The organism is Marinactinospora thermotolerans DSM 45154, assembly GCF_900167435.1.
GTDB classification, from domain to species: domain Bacteria; phylum Actinomycetota; class Actinomycetes; order Streptosporangiales; family Streptosporangiaceae; genus Marinactinospora; species Marinactinospora thermotolerans.
In genome coordinates, this window is record NZ_FUWS01000009.1 from 201804 (window position 1) to 225313 (window position 23510).

Annotated in this window: 24 protein-coding genes; 13 read left to right on the forward strand and 11 right to left on the reverse strand. The window is 72.0% G+C overall.

Annotated elements, in window-relative coordinates; all coding sequences use genetic code 11:
• Nucleotides 1–9: 9 nt before the first annotated feature.
• The gene (gene cofC / locus B5D66_RS17055) at nucleotides 10–657 is read right to left on the reverse strand and encodes a 2-phospho-L-lactate guanylyltransferase (RefSeq protein ID WP_078762742.1); all 648 of its coding nucleotides are present in this window, start codon (nucleotides 655–657) and stop codon (nucleotides 10–12) included.
• Nucleotides 658–885: 228 nt separating this feature from the next.
• On the opposite strand from cofC, the gene B5D66_RS17060 reads away from it, so the two are divergent.
• The 4 genes from B5D66_RS17060 (at nucleotide 886) to B5D66_RS17075 (ending at nucleotide 5326) form a co-directional block, all read left to right on the forward strand.
• On the forward strand, nucleotides 886–1656 hold the full coding sequence (locus B5D66_RS17060) for a lysophospholipid acyltransferase family protein (protein ID WP_078762743.1): 771 nt from the start codon (nucleotides 886–888) through the stop codon (nucleotides 1654–1656).
• A 26-nt stretch (nucleotides 1657–1682) separates the two neighbouring features.
• Nucleotides 1683–2693 carry an NAD(P)H-dependent glycerol-3-phosphate dehydrogenase gene (locus B5D66_RS17065; protein ID WP_078762744.1) on the forward strand — a complete coding sequence of 337 codons (1011 nt, stop codon included), beginning with the start codon at nucleotides 1683–1685 and terminating at the stop codon, nucleotides 2691–2693.
• Between the two features lie 127 nt (nucleotides 2694–2820).
• Nucleotides 2821–4020, forward strand: a complete 1200-nt coding sequence (locus B5D66_RS17070; RefSeq protein WP_078762745.1) for a trans-sulfuration enzyme family protein — start codon at nucleotides 2821–2823, stop codon at nucleotides 4018–4020.
• Between the two features lie 190 nt (nucleotides 4021–4210).
• Nucleotides 4211–5326, forward strand: a complete 1116-nt coding sequence (locus B5D66_RS17075; RefSeq protein WP_078762746.1) for a D-alanine--D-alanine ligase family protein — start codon at nucleotides 4211–4213, stop codon at nucleotides 5324–5326.
• A gap of 180 nt (nucleotides 5327–5506) precedes the next feature.
• On the opposite strand, the gene B5D66_RS17080 is transcribed toward B5D66_RS17075, so the two are convergent.
• From B5D66_RS17080 to B5D66_RS17110, 7 genes are all read right to left on the reverse strand, one after another.
• Nucleotides 5507–6034, reverse strand: a complete 528-nt coding sequence (locus B5D66_RS17080) for a MarR family winged helix-turn-helix transcriptional regulator (RefSeq protein WP_078762747.1) — start codon at nucleotides 6032–6034, stop codon at nucleotides 5507–5509.
• 20 nt (nucleotides 6035–6054) lie between these two features.
• Complete coding sequence (locus tag B5D66_RS17085; protein ID WP_078762748.1) at nucleotides 6055–6834, reverse strand: EI24 domain-containing protein; 780 nt, start codon at nucleotides 6832–6834, stop codon at nucleotides 6055–6057.
• Between the two features lie 69 nt (nucleotides 6835–6903).
• Nucleotides 6904–8607 carry a thiol reductant ABC exporter subunit CydC gene (gene cydC / locus B5D66_RS17090; protein WP_078762749.1) on the reverse strand — a complete coding sequence of 568 codons (1704 nt, stop codon included), beginning with the start codon at nucleotides 8605–8607 and terminating at the stop codon, nucleotides 6904–6906.
• 20 nt (nucleotides 8608–8627) lie between these two features.
• Entirely contained in the window at nucleotides 8628–10427 is a 1800-nt protein-coding gene (gene cydD / locus B5D66_RS17095; protein ID WP_078762750.1) for a thiol reductant ABC exporter subunit CydD, read from the reverse strand.
• 13 nt (nucleotides 10428–10440) lie between these two features.
• A complete protein-coding gene (gene cydB, locus B5D66_RS17100; RefSeq protein ID WP_078762751.1) occupies nucleotides 10441–11508 on the reverse strand; it encodes a cytochrome d ubiquinol oxidase subunit II in 1068 nt (355 codons plus the stop codon).
• 10 nt (nucleotides 11509–11518) lie between these two features.
• Nucleotides 11519–12970 carry a cytochrome ubiquinol oxidase subunit I gene (locus tag B5D66_RS17105; protein WP_078762752.1) on the reverse strand — a complete coding sequence of 484 codons (1452 nt, stop codon included), beginning with the start codon at nucleotides 12968–12970 and terminating at the stop codon, nucleotides 11519–11521.
• Between the two features lie 143 nt (nucleotides 12971–13113).
• Nucleotides 13114–13716 (reverse strand): DUF305 domain-containing protein, encoded by a 603-nt coding sequence (locus B5D66_RS17110; RefSeq protein ID WP_327308808.1) that lies wholly within the window; start codon nucleotides 13714–13716, stop codon nucleotides 13114–13116.
• A 202-nt stretch (nucleotides 13717–13918) separates the two neighbouring features.
• On the opposite strand from B5D66_RS17110, the gene B5D66_RS17115 reads away from it, so the two are divergent.
• Nucleotides 13919–14554: a DUF3105 domain-containing protein gene (locus B5D66_RS17115; protein WP_200813689.1), complete on the forward strand. Its 636-nt coding sequence runs from the start codon at nucleotides 13919–13921 to the stop codon at nucleotides 14552–14554.
• A 79-nt stretch (nucleotides 14555–14633) separates the two neighbouring features.
• On the opposite strand, the gene B5D66_RS17120 is transcribed toward B5D66_RS17115, so the two are convergent.
• On the reverse strand, nucleotides 14634–15098 hold the full coding sequence (locus tag B5D66_RS17120; RefSeq protein ID WP_078762755.1) for a DUF3515 domain-containing protein: 465 nt from the start codon (nucleotides 15096–15098) through the stop codon (nucleotides 14634–14636).
• A gap of 17 nt (nucleotides 15099–15115) precedes the next feature.
• A complete protein-coding gene (locus tag B5D66_RS17125; RefSeq protein WP_078762756.1) occupies nucleotides 15116–15349 on the reverse strand; it encodes an Lrp/AsnC family transcriptional regulator in 234 nt (77 codons plus the stop codon).
• 101 nt (nucleotides 15350–15450) lie between these two features.
• Here B5D66_RS17125 and B5D66_RS17130 point away from each other — a divergent pair, with 101 nt between their 5' ends.
• Complete coding sequence (locus tag B5D66_RS17130) at nucleotides 15451–16410, forward strand: thiamine-phosphate kinase (protein ID WP_078762757.1); 960 nt, start codon at nucleotides 15451–15453, stop codon at nucleotides 16408–16410.
• Nucleotides 16411–16655: 245 nt separating this feature from the next.
• On the forward strand, nucleotides 16656–17423 hold the full coding sequence (locus B5D66_RS17135; RefSeq protein WP_078762758.1) for a cellulose binding domain-containing protein: 768 nt from the start codon (nucleotides 16656–16658) through the stop codon (nucleotides 17421–17423).
• A gap of 122 nt (nucleotides 17424–17545) precedes the next feature.
• On the opposite strand, the gene rpmB is transcribed toward B5D66_RS17135, so the two are convergent.
• Nucleotides 17546–17731 (reverse strand): 50S ribosomal protein L28, encoded by a 186-nt coding sequence (gene rpmB / locus B5D66_RS17140; protein WP_078762759.1) that lies wholly within the window; start codon nucleotides 17729–17731, stop codon nucleotides 17546–17548.
• Nucleotides 17732–18059: 328 nt separating this feature from the next.
• On the opposite strand from rpmB, the gene recG reads away from it, so the two are divergent.
• From recG to rnc, 6 genes are all read left to right on the forward strand, one after another.
• Complete coding sequence (gene recG, locus B5D66_RS17145; RefSeq protein WP_078762760.1) at nucleotides 18060–20258, forward strand: ATP-dependent DNA helicase RecG; 2199 nt, start codon at nucleotides 18060–18062, stop codon at nucleotides 20256–20258.
• A 97-nt stretch (nucleotides 20259–20355) separates the two neighbouring features.
• On the forward strand, nucleotides 20356–20937 hold the full coding sequence (gene rsmD / locus B5D66_RS17150) for a 16S rRNA (guanine(966)-N(2))-methyltransferase RsmD (RefSeq protein WP_078762761.1): 582 nt from the start codon (nucleotides 20356–20358) through the stop codon (nucleotides 20935–20937).
• 68 nt (nucleotides 20938–21005) lie between these two features.
• A complete protein-coding gene (gene coaD / locus B5D66_RS17155) occupies nucleotides 21006–21488 on the forward strand; it encodes a pantetheine-phosphate adenylyltransferase (RefSeq protein WP_078762762.1) in 483 nt (160 codons plus the stop codon).
• A gap of 167 nt (nucleotides 21489–21655) precedes the next feature.
• A complete protein-coding gene (locus B5D66_RS17160; protein WP_235001055.1) occupies nucleotides 21656–22204 on the forward strand; it encodes a YceD family protein in 549 nt (182 codons plus the stop codon).
• A gap of 157 nt (nucleotides 22205–22361) precedes the next feature.
• Nucleotides 22362–22541, forward strand: a complete 180-nt coding sequence (gene rpmF, locus B5D66_RS17165) for a 50S ribosomal protein L32 (protein ID WP_078762763.1) — start codon at nucleotides 22362–22364, stop codon at nucleotides 22539–22541.
• A gap of 251 nt (nucleotides 22542–22792) precedes the next feature.
• Nucleotides 22793–23509, forward strand: coding sequence for a ribonuclease III (gene rnc / locus B5D66_RS17170; RefSeq protein WP_078762764.1), 717 nt, complete (start codon nucleotides 22793–22795; stop codon nucleotides 23507–23509).
• Nucleotide 23510 lies beyond the last annotated feature (1 nt).

Genomic DNA, 23510 nt, shown 5'->3' on the forward strand with positions numbered 1-23510 from the left:
GGGAGGGTCTCACAGGCCCAGCCGGGCGAGCACCTTCGCCGTGTGCGGACCGACCCCCAGCGCCACGGCCTCCGCCAGGTCGGCCGGAGTGTCGACGTCCCGCCGTACGCTGGCGACCTCCTCGACGGCCAGTTCGACCGCGCCGAGCTCACGGTGCCGGCGGCGCGACTCGCCCTCGAACCCCGGGGCGAAGACCGCGCCCGGGGCGGTGGCGTACAGCGTGGTCCCCACGCCGGGTGTGTCGGGGAGGAAGGAGCGCTCATGCGCCACCGCCGCGCCCAGGACGCGCTCCAGCTCACCGGGGCGCAGCGCCGGCAGGTCGGCCGACAGCGCGCACGTCCCCGCCCGTGGGAACAGGGCGGTCGCATGGGCGGCGCCGTGGACCAACGCCGGATTCAACCCGGCCTCCGGAGGGTCGGGCACCACCCGCGCGCCGAGGTCGGTCACGCGCCGTGCGACCAGCGGGTCGTCGGTGACGACGAACACCGCGACGACCGAGGGACAGGACACCGCGGCCTGCACGGTGTCACAGGCCACGGCCAGCGCGAGCTCGCCGCGGTGCTCCCCGGCGAAGCCGGCCAGCCGCGACTTGCCCGCCGAGAGCCGCTTCACCGGAACGACCAGGGTCCACTCCCCGCCCGCCTGGTCTGTGGTCACCGGTACCCCTCGAGTTCCCCACCGCCCTCGGCCCGGACGGCACCCCGGGAATGCAGACTACGGTCCGGTGGGCACGGTCCGCTCCGGAGCGGGGTGGAGGACTGCCTACACTGGAGCGGTCGCGCGCCGCGGGACGTTACCGCAGGGCCGGGCCACCCCACCACGGTGTGCGTCCGCCACGGGAGCCGTCGTCAGGATCGGCCACAGGGTCAACCGAAGGAGTCCGTCATGAAGCCCCGGGAGTCTCGCTGGGTGAAGGCGATCGTCGTCGCCGTCGTCCGCCCGATCATGGCGGCCATCACCAGGACCGAGTGGAGCGGGCAGGAGAACATCCCGCGCGAAGGCGGTGTGATCATCGCCGCCAACCACCTGTCGATGGCGGACCCGCTCACCATCGCGCACTACCTCTACGTCGCCGGCCGCCGCTGGCCGACCTTCACCGCCAAGGAGGGGGTCTTCCGTATCCCGGTGGTGGGCGCCGTCGCCCGTTCGACCGGCCAGATCCCGGTCCACCGAGGCAGCAGCGACGCGGTCAAGGCGTTGCGTGAGGCCGAGAAGGCGCTCACCGAGGACCAGGCGTCGGTGATCTTCTACCCCGAGGGCACCTGCACGCGTGACCCGCAGCTGTGGCCGATGGTCGCCAAGACCGGCGTGGCCCGCCTCGCGCTGACCACGAAGGTCCCGATCGTCCCGGTCGCCCACTGGGGCGAGCAACACCTGCTGCCCTACGGAACGGCCAGGTTCCGTCCCTTCCCGCGTAAGCGGGTGCAGATGGTGGCCGGGCCGCCGGTCGACCTGTCCGCCTACGAGGGGCGCCCGCTCACCGCGACCCTGCTGCGCGAGGCGACCGCCGACATCATGCGCGCCATCACCGAGCTCCAGGCGGGCCTGCGCGGTGAGGAACCCCCGGCCCTGCCCTATGACCCCAGGCAGGCGCGCCGTGGCCTGGCGCAGGACTCCGACGGCGAGGAACGCCGCGACGACGCCTCGCAGGCGTGAGCGCCGGCCGGACGGGAGGGGGAGAGATGACGAAGGTCGCGGTGCTGGGCAGCGGCTCGTGGGGCACCGCGTTCGCCAACGTGGTGGCGGACGCCGGGGCGGCGCGGGTGACGCTGTGGGGCAGACGGGCCGAGGTGGTCGACGCGATCAACGAGCGGCACGAGAACCCGGGTTACTTCCCCGGCATCACGCTGAACCCGGGGCTGCGGGCGACCACCGACGTCGCGCAGGCGCTCGCCGGCGCGGAGTTCGTGGTCATCGCGGTGCCTTCGCAGACGCTGCGCGCCAACCTGACCGAGTGGAAGCGCCACGTCGAGCCGGGCGCGGTCGTCGTCAGCCTGATGAAGGGCATCGAACTGGGGACGTCGCGGCGGATGAGCGAGGTCGCCGCCGAGGTCCTGGAGCTGCCCGACGATCGGGTCGCCGTGGTCTCGGGTCCCAACCTGGCCCGGGAGATCGCCGAACGCCAGCCGGCGACGGCGGTGGTCGCCTGCCGTGACGAGGACACCGCGGTCCGGTTGCAGCACATCTGCAAGTCGGCCTACTTCCGTCCCTACACCACCACCGACATCGTCGGCGTCGAGCTGGGCGGCGCGGTCAAGAACGTCATCGCCCTCGCGGTGGGCGTCGCGGTGGGGATGGGGTTCGGGGACAACGCCAAGGCGTCGTTGATCACCCGGGGGCTCGCCGAGACCGTGCGGCTCGCCGTGAGCCTGGGGGCCGACGAGCACACGCTCGCGGGACTCGCCGGGATGGGCGATCTCGTGGCGACGTGCAGTTCCCCGCTGTCACGCAACCGCACGTTCGGCGAACGGCTGGGATCGGGCCTGACGCTGGCCGAGGTCGTCGCCGAGACCCGGCAGACCGCCGAGGGGGTCAAGTCCTCGGAGTCGGTGCTCGCGTTGGCGCGGGCCAACGACGTGGACATGCCGATCACCGAAGCGGTCGTGGAGATGATGCACGAGAACCTGCCCCCGGCCGAGGCGCTGCTGCGGTTCATGTCACGTAGCGCCAAGCCCGAGCGTTACGGCGTCTGAGTTCTCCGCCCGTCCCTTCCGGCGCTCCTGACCGTGGGCGGTGGGTCTTTCCGCGTGGCCGCGGGGGAGGAGTGCGGGGTTAACACGTCGGAAACATCGGTCTTTTAACCTCAAACCGGGAGGAAATATGACAGACCGTCTAGGCGAGAACACTCGGGCGCTCCGACTTCCGGTGTCACCCGCGCCCGTGGGCGACCCGCTGCGCACCCCGGTCCATCGCAGCACCACCTACGCCTTCGCCACGTCCCAGGAGTACGCCGACGTCCTCAACGGGACCGCCGCCGGCTACTCCTACGCGCGTATCGACAACCCCACCACCGACGCCTTCGCCCACGCCGTCGCCGCCATGGAGGGGGCCGGCCTCGACCACGAGGTGCGGGGACAGGCCTTCGCCTCGGGCATGGCCGCGATCAGCACCGCGCTGCTCGCCCTGACCGCCGCCGGAAGCCACGTCGTCGCCGCCCGCTCCATCTACGGCAACACCTACTCGCTGCTGGACGGCCTGTTCCGCAGGTTCGGGGTCGAGACCGACTTCGTCGACATCACCGACCTCGACGCGGTGCGCGCCGCCCTGCGCCCCGAGACCCGCGTGGTGTTCGCCGAGACGCTCTCCAACCCGACGATGACGGTCTCCGACATCCCGCAGCTCGCCCGCATCGCCCATGAGGTCGGCGCGCTGCTCGTCGTCGACTCCACCTTCGCCTCCCCGGCCGTGTGCCGACCGCTGGAGCACGGCGCCGACCTCGTCGTCCACTCGGCCACCAAGTACATCGGCGGCCACAGCGACGCCACCGGTGGCGTCGTCGTCGGGCGGCCCGAGCTCATGGCCGAGGTCCGTTCCGCCCGCGTCGACCTCGGCCCCTGCCTGGCCGCCGACGAGGCGTTCCTCCTGCTGCGTGGCCTGGAGACGCTGCCCCTGCGCGTCGCCCGCCAGTGCGCCACCGCCGCCGAGTTCGCCGCCGCCGTGGCCGAGCACCCCGCCGTCGAGCGCGTCGACCACCCCAGCCTGCCCGCCCACCCCGGGCACGCCCTCGCCGGCAAGCTGTTCGACCAGGGCCGGTACGGCGCCGTGGTGACCATCACCCCCCGCGGTGGGCGCGAGGCCGGGATGGCCTTCGCCGACCGGTTGCGCGTGGCGACCATCGCGGCGTCGCTGGGAGGCACCCACACCATCGTGGGACACGTCGGCTCCACCACCCACCGTCAGATGTCGGACGAGGCGATCCGGGCGGCGGGCATCGGGCCGGCGGCGGTGCGATTCTCCATCGGCCTGGAGGACCCCCAGGACCTCATCGCCGACGTGCTCGCCGCCCTCGACGGCGTCTGACGGAGCGGTCGGGGACGGCCCCGACCGCTCCTCCCCGGAGGAGGGCGGGGCCGCCACGGCGGGCCGGGGCGCCGTGTCGTCGTACCGTCCGGGCTGTTCCGGCTGCGATCCTGGGTATGACGAAAAACCCCTTTTGGGGCGGCGTCGTATGTTTCAGATTCCCAGTGGTAGCGAGATAGGGTCAGGCACCATGGCCGAGCAGCAAAAGACACGGGTCGCCGTCGTTTTCGGCGGGCGCAGTTCCGAGCACGAGATCTCCTGCGTCACCGCGGGCAGTGTGCTCTCGGTCATCGACACCGACCGCTATGAGGTCGTCCCCGTCGGCATCACCCGGTCCGGCACCTGGGTCCTCGCCCCCTCCGACCCGGCACGCCTGGCCATCAGCGACGGACGCCTCCCCGAGATCGGGGACGCGGGATCCGAACTCGCCATCCCCTTCGCGGGGGAACCCGGCCTCCTAGAGGTCCCCGCGGACGAGGCGCCGCGCGCTCTTGGCCGCATCGACGTCGTCCTGCCCCTGCTGCACGGCCCCTTCGGCGAGGACGGCACCATCCAGGGGCTGTTCGAGATGATCGGCGCCCGCTACGTCGGCGCCGGCGTCCTGGCCAGCGCCGCCTCCATGGACAAGGTCGTCATGAAGGCGCTGCTCGCCGCCCACGGCCTGAGGGTCGGCCGCTACGTCGCGGTCACCGACCGGACCTGGCGCGACGAGCGCAAGCGCGTCCTCGACGACATCGCCGAGCTCGGCGGCGTCGTCTTCGTCAAGCCCGCGCGCGCGGGCTCCAGCGTGGGCATCTCCAAGGTCGGCGACGCCTCCGACAGCGACGCCGTCATCGCCGCGATCGAGGAGGCCCGCCGCCACGACCCGAAGGTCATCGTCGAGGCCAACATCTCCGGCCGCGAGATCGAATGCGGTGTCCTGGAGGCCGAGGACGGCGGCGCCCCCGACGTGTCGCCGCCCGCCGAGATCCACGTCGCCGAGGGCTTCGACTTCTACGACTTCGAGGCCAAGTACCTGTCCTCCAGCTCCCTGACCATCCCGGCCGATCTGCCGGCCGACGTCACCGAGCGCATCCGCCGCACCGCCGCCGAGGTGTTCGAGGCGATGGGGTGCGAGGGGCTGGCCCGCGTCGACATGTTCTACGGCGACGACGGCGAGGTCTACGTCAACGAACTCAACACCATGCCCGGCTTCACCCCCTCCTCGGCCTTCCCGCAGATGTGGGCGGCCGGCGGGCTCGACTACGCCGCGCTGGTGGACCGGCTCATCCGCACCGGCCTCAAGCGGGAGCCCGGCCTGCGCTGAACCGTCTGGGCGCGAACGGGACCTGCGGGGAAGGAGACCGTCACCCGGCGGTGGAGCTCCGTCCCGGTCCACGCCACCGTCGACGGCCCGGGCACCTCGTGTGCCCGGGCCGTCGACGTGCTGTGGGGTGCCACCGCTTCGCCGCGGACGCCCGCGCGCCCGCCGAAGGGCCGGGGCGGGTCAGCGGATCTGCTGGGCGCGGTCGGCCAGCTCCTCCAGGACGCCGTTGACGTCCTCCAACCAGCGGGAGACCACCCGCAGCTCCTCGTCGCTGTACCCCGAGTGCATCGTGACCATCGCGTCGCGCAGGCCGATCAGCGACGCCGCGGGCGGTTGGTGGTCCTTGCGGATCGCGACCATGATCTTGCGCCGATCGTCGGGGTGACGCTCCCGGCGCACGTAGCCCGAGCGCTCCAGCCGGTCGATGACCGCGGTGATGGCGCCCGAGGTCAGGCCGGTCAGGTGCGCCAGCCGGCCCGGGGTCATCGGGCCGTTCACCTGCAGCAGGGACCAGCACTGCATGTCCGTGGGGTTCAGCCCGAACTGGCCGGCCATGGAGTGCAGCAACCGGATCAGGCCGACGCTCAGCCTGCGTCCGCCCTTCTCGATCGCCCCATAGACCTCGGGTAGCTCTGAGGGCCCCACCGGCGCGTCATCGCGCTTCGACCCTGGTGTCGTCTCGGGCATGCCGCCGCCGATCTCGGTCACTCTTTCCTTCGAAAATCAAACTACGTGGTCCGGGGGACCTCCGGCGTGGCCGGGGGGAGCAACCGACGGGCCAGGATGGTGCCGCCGGCCGTCGCCGCGGGGAACACCACCACGGACACGAAGGGGATCGCCAGCAACAGGTACACCGGGATCGAGAAGCCGAGGACGAGGGCGAGGTGGCGGCGCATCCAGGTGCGCCGGTCGGCGAGTCTACGCAGGCCACGCCGGTCGAAGGCGGTGCCGACCAGCTCGGTGCAGATGAACCAGCCGCCGACGATCGCCGAGATCACCGGGATGACGGTCTGGCCGACGACCGGGATGAACCCGGCGGCGAACAACGGGATCGAGACGAGGGCGGACAACGCGATCAGCGCCAGCGACTGCCGGATCGCCCGCACGGCGGAGGACACGACGGGCTCGTCCGTCTGGGGCGGCGCGCCGCCCAGTTCCTCCTCGACGTCCTCGGCGATCTTGTCGTACAGCGGGAACCCCAGGGCCAGCGTGAGCCCGGAGAAGGCGATCACCATGATCAGCACGGAGGCCACGACCAGCACGATGCCCAACGTCACACGGAGCGCGTTCTGCCAGGCGTCGTCCCACCCCGAGGCGAACGGGGTCATCCACGTGGTCAGGTCGTCCAGGTTGAGGACCAGCGCGACCAGGGCGACGACGAACAGGATCGAGGTGATCAGCGGCGGGATCGCTCCGAGGACGAACAGCTTCGGCCGGCGTAGCACCATGCCGAACCCCTGGAGGAGCACACCGACGCCGGAGACGAGGTTTCGCAAGGGAGAGAACACGTCGCGACAATACCGCCCGATCCGTTCCCCCGTTGATCTTGAGGGGGACCCTCCACCCGCCGGAGGCGGTCACCCCCGGCGCAGGAGGGCGTGGGCGTCGCGGTACCAGCCGGCACGCGACAGCAGCTCCTCGTGGCTTCCGTGCTGGAGCACCCTGCCCTCGGAGACGACGTAGATGTGGTCGACGCGCTCCAGCCCGGCGAGGTCGTGGGTGATGAGCAGCGTCGAGCGGCCCTCGGTGGCGTCGAGCAGGTCGGTGACCACGGCGTCGCGGGCGTCGGGATCGAGGTGGGTGGTGGGTTCGTCGAGGACGAGGACGCGCGGGGCCGCGAGCAGCGCCCGGGCGAGTGCGAGCCGCCGCCGCATGCCGCCGCTCAACCGCGCGCCGTGCGAGCCGACCTCGGTGTCCAGGCCCTCGGGCATCGCCTCGACGTCGTCGGCGAGCCTGGCCCGCCGCAGCGCCTCCCACAGTTCCCCGTCGCCGGCTCCGGGACGGGCCAGGCGCAGGTTCTCGCGCAGCGTGCTGGTGAAGACGTGGGGGTCCTGGGGGACGCCGGTGATGACCCGCCGGGCCTCGTCGACGGGCAGCCGGGTGAGGTCGGTGCCGTCCAGCTCGACCGTTCCGGAGTCGGGGTCGCGGAAACGCAGCAGGATGGCGGCCAGCGTGCTCTTCCCCGCGCCGCTGGGCCCCAGCACCGCGACGGTCCGTCCCGGGGGGACATCGATGTCGACGCCGTCCAGGGCCCAGGGCTCGTCGGCGCCGTAGCGGACCCGCAGCCCGCGCACCCGTAGCCGGGCCGGGCCGTCGGGCAGCGGCGCGGGGTCGGCGGGGTCGCTCACCGAGGCGGGGGTGTCGAGCACGTCGAACAGCCGCTCGCCGCTGGCTCGCACCGCGCCGAGCCGGGCGGCGACCGCCGGCAGCGGGGAGACGATCTCGAACGCGGCCAGCGCGGTGAGGACGACCACCGCGAAGGGGACCGGTCCCAGCGTCCCCTCGGACACCGCGGCCACGCCGAGGAGCAGGGTGGCCCACACGGTCAGGCCGGTGGCCAGGGCGATGGCGCCCTCGCCGAACCCGAGCAGCGCGGCGTCGCGCCGGGCGACCCGGGTGATCTCGGCGTCGGCCTCCTCGACCCGCCGCACGGCCCGGTCCATGGCGCCGTAGGCGATGAGGTCGGGGGCGCCGTGCAAGGCGTCGACCAGGGAGGTGGAGAGATCACCGCGGGCCCGGGCCAGGCGCCGGCCGGGCCCCCGCCCCAGCGCGGCGGCGGCCAACGGGACCGCGACACCGGCCGAGAGAAGCCCCGCGGCCAGCAACAGGCCGCCGGGGGCGAACAGCGCGGTGCACACCGCCACGACGGCCCCGCCGGTGACGATCCCGACCAGGGGAGGGGTCAGCCCGCGCACCAGGAGGTCCTGGGTGGCGTCGGTGTCGCTGACCAGCCGGGAGACGAGGTCGCCGGAACGGAAACGGCGGACGGGCTCGGTGCGGGCCAGGCGCTCATAGACCCGCACGCGCACGTCGGCGAGCGTGCGGAACGCGGCGTCGTGGGTGACGAGGCGTTCGAGGTAGCGCATGACGCCCCGGCTGACACCGAGCGCGCGGGTGGCCACGACGGCGACGCTCAGCGCCGTGATGGGCGGATGCTGGGCGGCGGTGGAGATGAGCCAGGCGGCCACCCCGAGCAGGGCGACCCCCGATCCGGTGGCGAGCGCGCCGAGCAGCACGCCCAGGGCGAACCGGGCACCGCGCGGGCGGGCCAGCGCGATCATCCGCCATAGGGGTTCGCGGTTCACGTCGGGATCCTTTCACCGACCCGGCCGGCCTCGATGTGGGCGACGGCGTCCACGATGTCGGTCCAGCCGGTGTCGTGGGCGACGATGACGCCGCTACGGTCGCGCAGCAACCGCGCGACGGCGACGCGCACCGCCCGCGCGTTGTCGGGATCGAGGTGGGCGGTGGGCTCGTCGAGCAGGACGATCGGCGCGTCGCGCAGGAAGGCGCGGGCCAACGCGACGCGCTGGCGCTGACCTGCCGACAGGCGGGCGCCGCGCTCGCCGAGCCGGGTGGCGTAGCCGTCGGGCAGCGCGGAGATGAAACCGTGGGCCTCGGCGAGCTCGGCGGCCCGCCGGACCTCGGCGTCGCTGGCGTCGGGAGCGCCCAGCCGGATGTTGCCGGCCACGGTGTCGTCGAACAGGTAGGGATGCTGGGGCACCCAGGCGATGGCGGCGCGCCAGGAGTCGGCGGACAGCAGCGACAGCGGGACGGGGGCGGCCAGGGAGGCGTCCTCGACCAGGATCGTGCCCGTGGTGGGCTCGGCGAAGCGCAGCAGCAGGGCCAGCAGGGAGCTCTTGCCCGAGCCGCTGGGACCGGTGAGAAGCAGGCTGCGCCCGGGCTCGAGCACGAGGTCGACGTCGCGCAGCGCGGGAACGTCGCGCCCGGGATAGACGAGACCGACCCCGTCGAACCGGATCCGTGGGGCGGGACCGCCGGCGCGGCGGGGGAGGGCGGCGACCTCATCGCCGGCCCGCGAGCGCGGAGCCGCGGGGCCGCCGGCGGGGGCTTCGCGAGCGGGGCCGGAGTCGAGCACGGTGAAGACCTGCTCGGCCGCCGCGACCCCCTCCATGCTGGCGTGGAAGCGGGCGCCGACCTCGCGCAGCGGAAGGTAGGCCTCGGGGGCGAGGATGAGCACGAGCAGCGCGGTCTCGTAGTCGAGCATCCCGTACATCAGCCGCAGGCCGATCTCGACCGCGACCAGCGCGACCGCGAGGGTGGACAGCAACTCCAGGACGAACGCCGACAGGAACGCGATGCGCAGCGTGGACATGGTGACGCCGCGGTGCTCGTCGGTGATGCGCCGGATGATGGCGGCCTGGGCCTTGGCGCGCCGGAAGATCGCCAGCGTGGGCAGGCCCTCGACCACGTCGAGGAAGTGTCCGCCCAGCCGGTTGAGCAGCCGCCACTGGCGTTGGGTGCGCGCCTGGGTGTGCCACCCGACCAGCGCCATGAAGATCGGGATGAGGGGCAGGGTCACCGCGATGACGGCGGCCGAGATCCAGTCGGCCCGGGCGACCACCACGAGAACGGCAACGGGGACGAGCACCGCCAGCACCAGCTGCGGGAGATACCGGGCGAAGTAGTCATCCAGCGCGTCCAGGCCACGAGTGGCGAGAGTGACCAGTTCGCCGGCGCGTGGCGTGCTCGTCCCATCGGGACCGGTCTGCCCTGACAACCAGACCGGTCCCGAGTCTGATCCCCCGGCCGCGGCCGGGGCGGAGTCCGAGGTGCCCGTGACGTGCCGGATGAGTCTGCGCCGCAGCTCGGACTTGGCGCGCGCCGCGGAGCGCAGGGCGGCGGTCTCGGCACCGTAGGACAGCACCGCCCGGGCGATCGCGACCACGGCCACGGCCGAGATCGCCCAGGCGAGCTCCCCGACCCCCTGTCCGTCGGTGGCGCCGGAGATCACGCGGGCCAGCAGCCACGCCTGGGCCAGGACCAGGCAGGTGACCACGACACCGCACACCACCGTGACGGCCAGGTGCACCCGCACCGCGCGGGCGGTGCGCACCAGACGGGGGTCGAGGGGCTTCATGACCTCATTCTCCCTAGTCGCCCTGGCCGGGGAAAGGAATCCGGTGGGCCTGTGGAGAACCGTGCGCGGTGCCACCGTAGGCGGGCGCCGGCTCGATGTGGGAGCGGCTGATCCGCTTGCGGAACACCCAGTAGCTCCACGCCTGATAGCCCAGTACCAGCGGCAGGAAGAACACCGCGACCCAGGTCATGACGGTCAGCGTGTACTCCGCAGAGGAGGCGTTGGCGATGGTCAGGCTGAACGCGGGGTCGGTCGTGGAGGGCAGCACCTCGGGGAACAGCGAGCCGAACAGCAGCACCGTGGCCGCCACGATGGACACCGCGGTGGCGGTGAAGGACCACCCCTCGCGCCCCCTGACGGCCAGCAGCGAGCCGGCCGCGAGCGCGACCCCGGCGACCACGGCCGGCACCAGCGTCCACGTCGCGCCGTAGGCCGCCTGGGTCCAGGCCAGGAACAGCACGGTCGCGGGGACGGCGACCAGCGCGATCCGGGGGACGGCCCGGCGGGCCCGCGTCCGCACCTCACCGTCGGTCTTGAGGCCGAGGAAGACCGCGCCGTGCAGGGTGAACAGCGACAGCGTCGTCAGGCCGCCCAGCAGCGCGTAGGGGTTGAGCAGGTCCATCACCCCGGCGGTGACGACGTGGTCGGCGTCCATCGCGACACCGCGCACGAAGTTGGCGAACACGACGCCCCACAGCGCGGCCGGCAGCGCGCTGCCCCAGAAGATCGCCTGGTCCCAGCGGGCCCGCCAGCGATCGGTGTCGCCCTTGCCCCGGTACTCGAAGGCCACGCCGCGCACGATCAGCGCGAGCACAATGAGCAGGATCGGCAGGTAGAAGCCGCTGAGCGCGGAGGCGTACCAGGCGGGGAAGGCGGCGAACATGGCGCCGATCGCGGTGATCAGCCAGACCTCGTTGCCGTCCCACACCGGGCCGATCGAGTTGATCATGACCCTGCGGTCGGTGTTGTCCTTGCCGAGGACCGGCAGGAGCATGCCCACACCGAAGTCGAACCCTTCGAGGACGAAGTATCCCGTCCACAGGACCGCGATGGCGATGAACCAGAGGAGTGCGAGATCCATGGCGTGGCTCCTAGTAGACGAACGCCGGGACGGGAGCGTCCTTGTCGTCGGCCGCGTCCTCGTCGAGCTCGGGGACGACGTGGGACGGGCCGGCCTTGATGTAGCGGAACAGCAGCCGCGCCTCGACGACCGCGAGGACGCCGTAGATCGCGGTGAAGGCGGTCAGCGAGATGGCGACCGAGGTGAGGCTGACGCCGGGCGAGACGCTGTCGGCGGTCAGCAGCACGCCGTGGACGGTCCAGGGCTGGCGGCCCATCTCGGTGAGGACCCAGCCGAAGATGTTGGCGGCCAGGGCCGCGGGCAGCGTCAGCACCGCGGCGTGGTAGAACCAGCGCGACGCGGGCAGCCGCCTGTCGCGGGTCAGCCACAGGCCCAGCGCCGACAGCGCGACGCCGGCCATGCCCAGGCCCATCATCAGCCGGAACGACCAGTACAGGACGAAGATGTTGGGCGTGTAGTCGCCGGGACCGTAGGCGGCCTCGTACTGGGCCTGGAGGTTGTTGATGCCCTCGACGGTGCCGCCGAACTCGCCGGTGGCGAGGAAGCTGAGCACGTAGGGGATGCTGAGGTCCACGATGTTGGTGCCGGCCTCGGTGTCGCCGACCGCGAACATCGAGAAGTGGGCGGCGTCCTCGGTGTTCCACAGCGCTTCGGCGCCGGCGAGCTTCATCGGCTCGTACTCGGCGGCGAGCTTGGCCTGCTGGTCGCCGGAGAAGACCGCGAGGACACCGGCGATGAGGGTGACGGCCATGCCGAGCCGCAGCGTCTTGCGGAACAGCTCGTGGTCGCCCTTGGGCGGGGTCGCACCGGGCTCGCCGGTGTCACCGTGCGCGCGGTTGCGCCAGAGCTTGAAGGCGCTGACCGCGACGACGAACAGGCCGGCGGTGATGAACGAGCCCGCGGTCACGTGCAGGTAGGTGGACCACGCCTGGGGGTTGGACAGCACCGCCCAGATGTCGGTGAGCTGGGCGCGCCCGGTCTCCTCGTTCACCTCGTAGCCGACGGGGTGCCGCATCCAGGCGTTGGCGGCCAGGATGAAGTAGGCCGACAGGTTGGTGCCGATGGCGACGATCCAGATGCAGGCGAGGTGGATGCGGCGGGGGAGCTTGTCCCATCCGAAGATCCACAGACCGATGAACGTCGATTCGAGGAAGAAGGCGAGCAGCGCCTCCATCGCCAGGGGGGCGCCGAACACGTCGCCGACGAACCTGGAGTAGTCGTTCCAGTTCATGCCGAACTGGAACTCCTGCACGATGCCGGTGACGACCCCGATCGCGAAGTTGATCAGGAACAGCTTGCCGAAGAACTTCGTGGCCCGCAGGTATTCGTGCCTGCCGGTGCGGTACCAGGCGGTCTGCAGGCAGGCCACGATGACCGCGAGACCGATCGTCAACGGTACGAACAGGAAGTGGTAGACGGTGGTGATCCCGAATTGCCACCGTGCGAGGTCAAGTGCGTCCATGACCGCCTCTCCGAACGCCGGCGGGGCCGACCGCCGGTAGTACTACAAAGTGTAGTTCTACACGACGTAGTAAATCAGTCGTGTCGTGAGGGTCATGCGTCACAGTCCCGCGTGCGCCCCGGCCGAGGCGCACGCGGGACCGGTCAGACGTCGACGGGTTCGGCCCCGCGCTCCACCAACAGGTCGTTCATCAAGTCGATCTCGCTCTGCTGCGCCTCGGCCATGCCGCGCGCGAACCCCGCCACGTAGGACACGTCCGCCTCCGCCGCCGCGACCTCTGCCATCTCGATGCCGCCGGCGTGGTGGACGATCATGAGGCGCAGGTAGACGATCTCGGCGTCGACCCCCTCGGCCTCCTCCAGCTCGCGTAGCTGGTCCTCGGTGGCCAGGCCCGGCATCCGCTCGGGGGCCTCCCCTGAGCCCCCTCCGTGGCCGTGTCCGGCCATCCAGGCCATCGGCGGCTGGGAGCCCCGCGCGTTCAGGCCCCACTGCACCAGCCATCCCTGCATACGCCCGGCCTGTGACTGCTGGGTACGGGCGATGTCGTAGGCCACGGTCTCCAGCATGGGCTCGTCCGTCTTCTCCAGGATGGTCATTGACATGTCCACCGCCTGGGTGTGGTGGACGGTCATGTCCCGCAGGAAGCCGGCGTCGACCGAGGTGTCGAGCGGAACCGTGGGACGCCCCGTCAGGTAGCCCGCGACCAGCGCCACGACCACCAGCAACGCCGCGATGGGCCAGGGCACACCACGTCCTTTTCCGACCTGCCGAACCGGTACGTCCCTGACGTCGCCCTCGTTACTCACGGGAACCATCCTGGTAAATGCGGCGTTTTCGATGCGTATGCTGCCTTAAGAGGATAAGGACGCATGTACGTCTCCGGGTGATGGGTGAGGACCAAAGGTGGGCAAGCGCACGGCCGAACAGCGCCGCCAAAGAGCGGCGGAGATGCGTGCTCAGCGACTGCGTGAGGAGAAGCGCAGGAAGATCATCAAGACGACCGGCATCACCGCGGCCGCGCTGCTGGTGGTCGGCGGCGTCGCCTTCGCCGGGTACATGGAGTACCAGCGGCGCAACATCGACGGGGTCCAGACCTTCGAGGGCCTCACCAACAACCACGTGACCGAACCGGTCGACTACGAGCAGAGTCCGCCCGTCGGCGGCGACCACCACGCGGCCTGGCAGAACTGCGGCGTCTACGCCGACCCGGTGACCTCCATACACGCCGTCCACTCCCTGGAGCACGGCGCCGTCTGGATCACCTACGACCCCGAGCTGCCCGACAACCAGGTCGCCGCCCTTGAGGCGCTGTACACGCCCGGCTCCTACGTGCTCGTCAGTCCCTACGAGGGCGAGATGCCGGCCCCCGTCGTCGCGTCGGCCTGGGGCAGGCAGATCGCCGTCGACTCCCCCGCCGACGAGCGCCTGGGCCAGTTCCTCCGCCTCTACGAGCAGAGCTCCGACGTCCCTGAACCCGGTGCCTCCTGCTCCGGGGCCATCCCCTACACCGAGGCCGAGATCGAGCAGGCCGGTGGTCTGGAGGCCGTGATGTCGGGTCAGACCGCGACCATGGACCAGGAGTGACATCTCTCCGCGACCGACGTGGCCCGTTCCCCGCCGCCACGGCGGGAGACGGGCCACGCCCGTTGTGGACGGCCCCGCCTCACAGCGTCCCCGCGGGCAGGGCGGGGATCTCCTCCACGATGAGGTCGCTGATCGCGGTCAGTCCTTCGGCCGGCGGCGAGTACGACGGCGGGATCGACATCTCGACGTAGGCCTCGCGCCCCACCGCCGTGTAGAGGTTGGGGCTGTCGGCGGGCTGGGGCAGCCAGGCGATCTCGTTGATCACCATCAGCTCGGAGTCGGGCTGCAACCCGGCGGGGCGCTCCACCCCGCAGCGCAGCGCGACCGTGGGCGACCCCCACGCCGCCACGAACCGCGACGCCGGCTCCACCCGGACCTGCTCCTCCCCGAACAGGGAGTCGGGCAGCCGCTCCATCAGCCCCTGGCACAACTGCGCCGCCCGCTCGTCGGGATCGGGCGGGGGGACCTCGACGACGCCGCCGGAGCAGCCGGCCACCAGCACCGTCCCGGCCAGGACCGGGCCCAGGGTCAGACGTCGTCGCATCGGTCACCGCTCCAAGGTCAGATGTTCACGATCGGGCACGTGAGCGTGCGCGAGATACCGGCCAGCCGCTGGATGCGGGCCACCACGAGACGGCCCAGCGCGTCGACGTCCTCGGCCTGCGCGCGCACCACCACATCGTAGGGGCCGGTCACGTCCTCGGCCCGGGTCACCCCGTCGATCTCCGCGATCTCCCGCGCGACGTCTGCCGCCCGGCCGACCTCGGTCTGGATCAAGATGTAGGCCTGCACCATGGAACACCCCTCTCACATCGGATACGGCCGGGCCGGGCCGCGCCGTCCGGTGGACGCGGGTCTAGACCACTGGGCCGGGAGGTCACCGTACCCTGTGGTCTGTGCTGAACACCATCGGGGCCCTCGGGGAGTTCGGGCTGATCGCCCGGCTCACCGCCGGCTTCCCCCAGACCGACGACGTGATCATCGGCCCCGGCGACGACGCCGCCCTCGTACGCGCCGGCGACGGTCGGGTGGTGGCGACCACCGACCTGCTGGTCGAGGGGCGGCACTTCCGGCGCGATTGGTCCACGGCCCGTGACGTCGGGCACAAGGCCGCCGCGCAGAATCTGGCCGACGTCGCCGCGATGGGGGCCCGCCCCACGGTGCTCCTCCTGGGCCTGGCCGCCCCACCCGAGCTGCCCGTGGACTGGGTCGACGGGTTCGCCGCGGGGCTCGCCGCCGAGTGCGCGGCCGCGGGCGCCGCCGTCGCGGGCGGTGACACGGTGGGCGCGGCCACGCTGACCATCGCGATCACCGCGCTGGGGGACCTGGGCGGGGTGCCCGCCGTCCGCCGGGACGGGGCCCGTCCCGGTGACGTGGTGGCCGTCGCCGGGAACCTGGGCATGTCGGCGGTCGGCCTGGACCTGCTCCGGGCCGGCCTGCCGGGTCCCGACCCCTGTCTCGACGAGCACCGCAGACCGCGGCCGCCCTACCGTGAGGGGCCGCGCGCGGCGGCGCTGGGGGCCAGCGCGATGCTCGACGTCAGCGACGGTCTGCTGCAGGACCTCGGGCACATCGCCGCGGCCAGCGGCGTCGCCATCGACCTGGACCCCGCCGCGCTGCGCCCGGCCTCGGAGGTGGAGGAGGCCGTGGCCCGCCTCGCCGCCGCGGGCGCGGATCCCCGCCGCCCCCTCGACTACGTGCTGGCCGGAGGCGAGGACCACGCGCTGGCCGCCACGTTCCCCGCGTCGGTCCGGCTGCCCGGGCGGTGGAGCATCATCGGACGGGTCGACGCGGGGGAGGGGGTCACCGTCGACGGTTCCCCGGCGGCGCCATCCGGTTGGGACCACTTCTCCTAGCCGGACCGCCCGCTCTCCGCCGCGCCGTCGGTGACCAGGACGAGAACTGGGGGCCGGCGGGAGAACGCCGGAGATGTCGGTTATGTGGATTGAATCGCGCTAAGCTCTGCCCCGCACCGCCGGACGAAGACGTTTCCGGTTCCGCGCGACGGGACGTCACCCCCGGAACCGGCGGCACGCGGAACAGGCCCCACATCCCCGGCGGCCCAGAAGGTCATCACACGGCGCGGAGGGAAGGCGGAGCCATGGCCCGGCACCACGGTGGATCCCAGGGCGGACAGCGCGGCGCGCACCGGGCGGAGCCCGCCGACAGCGGTCCCCTGGCCACCGTCGGCCATGTCCTCGGCAGCACCGTCCCCAAGCGGGTCCGGCCGCCCCGGCCGCTGCGCGTGATGGTCGTCTCCGGCGTCACGATCGGCCTGGTGCTGTTCGGTTACAGCACCACCCAGGTCTACCTGCACTTCACCGAGCCCGAACCCGGGTCCGGGGCCTCCGCGCTCCCTGAGGGCGACACCCACGGCGGCCCCATGGCCGCGCCCAGCGACGCCCCGTCGGCCAGCCCGCGGGCCACGTTGTCGGCCGCCCCCTCACCGAGCGCGCGGCCCAGCGCGAGCCCCCGGGCGAGCGCCACGCCGGAGCGGCAGGAGGCCTCTCCCGCGCGACAGGAGGAGACGACGGCCGACGAACAGCGTGAAAGCGCCGCCTCGCCCCGTGCCGCCGTGTCCTACAGCTCCGTCACCTACTCCGAGGACTCCTTCTCCGGACAGGTGGTCATCACCAACAACAGCGACAGCGTGCTGGAGGGCTGGGAGCTCACCCTCGGCTTCGAGAACGTCCGCGTCACCGCGGCCTGGGAGGTGGACTGGGAGGCCACCGGCAACGGTGTCGTCGCCCGCCAGACCCACTACGAGGGCGGTCTGGCCCCTGGGGAGTCCAAGACCGTCAACTTCACCGCCGAGGGACCGGCGCAGACCCCCTCCTGCTCGCTCAACGGCGTCTCCTGCGGTCTGTAGCGCGGGCGGCGCCGCTCCCGCGAACGCGGTGCGGGGCCGGGCAGAGCCGCCACAACGCCGAAGAAGCGCCGCTCCCCGAGGGGAACGGCGCTTCCCGGTGAATCTGGGAACCGCTCGCGCGTCTAGCGGTCGACCTTGCCGGCCTTGATGCACGAGGTGCACACGCTCAGGCGCTTGGGCGTACCGCCCACGCGCGTGCGCACGGTCTGGATGTTGGGGTTCCAGCGGCGGCGGGTGCGGCGGTGCGAGTGGGAAACACTGTTACCGAACCCTGGTCCCTTGCCGCAGACGTCGCAGACGGAAGCCACGGTAACTCCATTCAAGCGCTCGGGTCCGCGCGCTTTCGCGTGCGTGTGCGACCCGAGAGGTCTGGTCGAGATCAGGTCGGCGCGAAGCGCCAACCTCGGAAGCGTACACGACGGACCGGACCCCATCGAAACGAAGTCCCGCCGAGTACGCGCGAGCGAGACCGGTCGGGACCGGCCCCGTCCGGCCGGGGACCCCGAAGAGCACGGGCATGCCCCGACATGAACGCTCCGCCCAGTATAGACCCGTCCGGCTCCGCCCTGGTCACGACAGAGGGCGCGGCTAGGATGCACACGGGTCCGGTCGCAGGCGTCGGGGGAGGTCCCAGTGATGGATACGGACGAGCCGCTGCGTAAGACGCTCGGCGACCGCACCGCGAAGAAACTCGCCACCGCCCTGGACCTGCACACGGTCGGCGACCTGTTGCGCCACTACCCGCGTCGGTATGCGACCCGGGGCGAGCTGACCGATCTGGCCGGGCTGGCCGAGGGCGAGCAGGTCACCGTCATGGCCGAGATCGCGCGGGTGGGGACGCGCCGGATGCGCAACCGCCGCGGCGGCATCCTGGAGGTCGTCGTCACCGACGGCCGCGGCAAGCTCACCCTCACCTTCTTCAACCAGCAGTGGCGCGAACGCGAACTCGTTCCGGGCCGTCGCGGCCTGTTCGCGGGCAAGGTCTCCAGCTATCGGGGCCAGCGGCAGCTCGCCCATCCCGAGTACCAGCTCTTCGCCGCCGACGCCGAGAACAGCGCCGAGGACCAGGCCAAGGCGTTCGCCGAGGAGATCATCCCGGTCTACGCCGCCTCGTCCGACCTCGCCTCGTGGAAGATCGCCCAGTGTGCGGGGATCGTCCTCGACCAGCTCGACGAGGTCGCCGACCCCTTGCCCCCCTCGGTGCGCTCCGCCCACGGCCTCATCGGCCTGCGCGAGGCCTACGAACTCATCCACCGGCCCGCCTCGCACGCCGATATCGCGCGCGCACGCAAGCGACTGAAGTGGGACGAGGCGTTCGTGCTCCAGGTCGCGCTCGCCTCCCGGCGCCGCGACGCCCGCTCCCAGGCCGCCCGTCCCCGGCCCAGGCGTGCGGGAGGACTGCTCGACGCCTTCGACGCCGCGCTGCCCTTCACCCTGACCCAGGGGCAGCGCGAGGTGGGGGATGTCATCGCCGCCGACCTCGCCTCCCCCCATCCCATGCACCGGCTGTTGCAGGGCGACGTCGGCGCGGGCAAGACCCTGGTGGCGTTGCGGGCGATGCTCCAGGCCGTCGACGCCGGTGGACAGGCCGTCCTGCTGGCCCCCACCGAGGTGCTCGCCCAGCAGCACCACCGCTCCATCAGCGCCATGCTCGGCCCGCTCGCCCGGGCCGGGCAGATCGACGGGGCCGAGCACGCCACGCGGATCGCCCTGCTCACCGGGTCCCAAGGGGCCGCGGCGCGGCGCGAGGCGCTGTTGGAGGCGGCCTCGGGGGCCGCCGGAATCGTCGTGGGCACCCACGCGCTGCTCCAGGAGCACGTCTCCTTCGCCGACCTGGCGCTGATCGTCATCGACGAACAGCATCGCTTCGGCGTGGAACAGCGCGACGCGCTGCGCGAGAAGGCGACCGACGGGCGTCCGCACGTCCTCGTCATGACCGCCACGCCCATTCCGCGCACCGTGGCGATGACGGTCTATGGCGACCTCGACGTGGTGGCCCTGAGGCAGCTGCCGGACGGCCGCGCGCCGGTCGCCACCCATCTCGTCCCGGCCCGTGACAAACCGCACTACCTGTCCCGTGCCTGGGAACGGATCCGCGAGGAGGTCGCCCAGGGGCGACAGGCCTACGTGGTGTGCCCGCGCATCGGTGGCGGCGACGAGGACGCCGAGGTCCCCGTTCCTTCCCCGGAGGGGGACGCCGGCGAGGGCGACGCGGTCCGCCGCCCGCCCCTGGCCGTCCTGGACCTGGTCACCGAGCTCGCCGAAGGGCCGCTCGCCGACCTGGAGGTCCAGGCGTTGCACGGCCGGCTGGCCCCCGAGGACAAGGACGCGGTCATGCGTGGTTTCGCGGCCGGCAAGATCGACGTGCTCGTCGCGACCACGGTCATCGAGGTCGGGGTCGACGTCCCCAACGCCACGGTCATGGCGATCATGGACGCCGACCGCTTCGGCGTCTCCCAGCTCCACCAGCTCCGCGGCCGGGTCGGACGCGGCGGCCTGCCGGGGCTGTGCCTGCTCGTCACCGACGCCGAGGAGGGGACGCCCGCGCGTGAGCGGCTCGCCGCGGTCGCCGCCACCACCGACGGGTTCGCGCTGTCGGAGGTCGACCTCGAACAGCGTCACGAGGGTGACGTTCTCGGGGATGCCCAGTCCGGCCGGCGTTCCTCGTTGCGCATGCTCACCCTGTTGCGCGACCGTGAGCTCATCGGCCAGGCGCGGGAGGAGGCCACCGCCTTCGTCGAGGCCGACCCGGAACTACGGTCGCACCCGCCACTGGCCACGGCCCTGGCCGAGCTGCTGACCGAGGAACGCGCCGAGTACCTGGAGAAGGCCTGACCCGGCCGACCGGGCGGCCGTCACCGTCCCGCCCCCCGGTCGGCCCGTCCGGCCCGAGACCACCGTGTTCCCGTCTTAGAGGAGTCTTCGTCCCGACATGACCCGCATCATCGCCGGCACCGCGGGCGGCCGCAGGATCGCCGTCCCCGAAGGTCGCACCACCCGTCCCACCAGCGATCGCGCCCGTGAGGGGCTGTTCGCCTCCGTGTTGTCGGAGCTCGGCTCGTTCACGGGGGTGGCGGTCCTCGACCTGTACGCCGGATCCGGTGCCATCGGCCTGGAGGCGCTGTCGCGCGGCGCGCGGCACGCCCTGCTGGTCGAGGCCGATCGGCGCGCCTCCGCCGTGATCCGCCGCAACATCGCCGAGCTGGGGCTGACCGGCGCGCGGCTGGTCACCGACCGGGTGGAACGGGCGCTGGCCCAGGGACCGGCGGGGGAACGCTACGACCTCGTCGTCGCCGACCCTCCCTACGCCGTCACCGACGCCGAGATCGCCGACGTGCTGCGCGCGTTGCGCGACCACGGCTGGCTGGCCCCCGACGCGCTGCTCGTCGTGGAACGGGCGAGCCGCGGGAACGGCCCGCACTGGCCGGAGGGGTACGAACCGGGCCGGGTGCGTCGTTATGGCGAGGCCGCGCTTTGGTACGGTCGCGCCGCGAGTCTCCCCGGCCAGGGCTGACCGTTTCGGCACAATTGCCGGCAGGTGGCTCGCGGACCATTGCCAGTCACCAGAGAGGATTGGTCCACGTGCGCCGTGTCGTCTGCCCCGGATCCTTCGATCCGGTCACCAATGGACACATCGACATCATCGGTCGCGCCGCCCGGCAGAACGACGAGGTGATCGCGGCCGTCCTCACCAACGTGAGCAAGCGCGGCCTGTTCACCGTCGACGAGAAACTGGAGATGCTGGAGGAGTCCACCAAGGACTTCGACAACGTCCGCACCGCCAAGTTCGACGGCCTGCTCGTCGACTTCTGCCGGGAGAACAACGTCTCGGCGATCGTGCGCAGCCTGCGTTCGGTCAGCGACTTCGACTACGAGCTCCAGATCGCCCAGATGAACTACCAGCTCTCCGGGGTGGAGACGCTGTTCATGACGGCCAACCCGCAGTACTCCTTCCTCAGTTCCAGCCTCGTGCGCGAGATCGCCCAGTACGGCGGCGACGTCTCCAGCCTGGTCACGCCCTACGTCGAGGAGCGGCTGCGGATCAAGTACCGCGACAGGCGCTGATTTGGGTCGGACCTCCTCCTGTCGCTAAACTCAGACCTCGACTGTGCCCGTGGCCCGGTCGAGCGGCCGTCGGTCACCGTCGGTCCCGTATCCGCCCTCCCCGCCAGCGGGGATGTCCCAGTGAAAGCGCGATCACTCTGTCTCGTCTAGATTCCCGCGCCCCTTTCGTGGTCGACACCCGGCCGCTGGGGCGTCAGCCCGGCTCGATGCGCACGGACAAGCGCATCGTTCCCGCTCCCGGCGCGCTCGCGACCGGGATGACCACCGTGCCCGAGGGTTCCGACATCGAGTTGGACCTTCGGCTCGAGGCGGTCATGGAGGGCGTCCTCGTCACGGGCGGGGTACGGGCGCGGACCGAGGGCGAGTGCGCGCGCTGCCTCGACCCCCTCGCCGAGGAGATCGAGGTGGAGTTCCAGGAGCTCTACCACTACCCCTCCGACGATGACAACGGCATCGCCGGGACGGAGGCGGACGCGGAGTCCGAGGATGAGGACTACTATCTTGAGGGCGACCTGATCGACCTCGAACCGGTGGTCCGCGACGCGATCGTGCTCGCGCTGCCCCTCTCGCCGCTCTGCCGGGAGGACTGCCCCGGCCTGTGCGTCGAATGCGGCGTGAAACTCGCGGACGCCGGCCCTGATCACGGTCACGGCGATCGCATCGACCCCCGTTGGGAGTCGCTACGGAAGTTGGGCGAGCGGCCCGACGACCAATGAGTCCGAGCTCCCGGACCGGACGGCGAGCCCCGCGTAGGCGGGGGAGCCCCGCCCCGATGGGGACCGGGCCGAAGGAGCAAGGTGGTTCCCCACAGGCGTGGGGATGACCCAGGAAAGTGAGCTCCCCCGAGCGCGGGGGTGACCCAGGAGGATTGAAGTGGCCGTCCCGAAGCGGAAGATGTCGCGGAGCAACACCCGCACCCGCCGTTCCCAGTGGAAGGCGTCGCGCCCGGTGCTGGTCAACTGCCCGCGCTGCCGTGACCCGAAGCTTCCGCACGTCGCCTGCCCGACGTGCGGCACCTACAACAACCGGCAGGTCGTCACTCCGGCGTCCTGACGCAGGCGAGGCGGGTCCGGATTCCGGGCCCGCCTTTCGTCCTTGGTCCCCCAATCGGACCGGAGACGGGAACATCCCGAGGCCGTGGTGGCCGCCGGGGAGGCGTGTCCTCCGCGACGCTCACCTCGCTCTCGAGCGTCCTCCGCCGGCCCGACACAAGCGCAGCCGTATCAGATCCGGGCGCGCCCGACGGGGCCGCCGGACGCCGGCGCGGCGTGGTGCCGCGCGGCAGGAAGGGACGTGAACGCCGAGTGGCCACCCAGTTGTCCGCGGCCGAGACCCGCGAGTTCCACCGCGCGATCGGGGTCGAGGTCGATCCCAAGGTCCTGGCCCGCGCGCTCACCCACCGGTCCTACGCCTACGAGAAGGGCGGCCTGCCCACCAACGAGCGCCTGGAGTTCCTGGGCGACTCCGTGCTGGGCCTGGTCGTCACCGACACGCTCTTTCGCGGCCACCCCGACCTGCCCGAGGGACAGCTCGCCAAGCTGCGCGCCGCCGTGGTCAACATGCGCGCCCTCGCCGACGTGGCCCGTGAGCTGGGGATCGGCCGCTACATCCGGTTGGGCCGGGGCGAGGAGGGCACCGGGGGGCGGGACAAGTCCTCGATCCTGGCCGACACCCTGGAGGCCATCATCGGCGCGGTCTACCTCGACCGGGGGCTGGACGAGGCGTCGAGGCTGGTGCACCGCCTGTTCGACCCGCTGATCGCGCGGGCCTCGGGGCTGGGCGCCGGACTGGACTGGAAGACCTCGTTGCAGGAGCTCACGGCGGCCGAACTGCTCGGCGTTCCCGAGTACCACGTCGAGGAGAGCGGCCCCGACCACCAGAAGACGTTCCGGGCCACGGTGCGCGTGGCCGGCCAGAGCTACGGCATGGGCGAGGGACGCAGTAAGAAGGAGGCCGAGCAGCAGGCCGCGGAGTCCGCGTGGAAGGCGATCCGCCGCGCCGGCGGGTCGGACGAGGACTGAG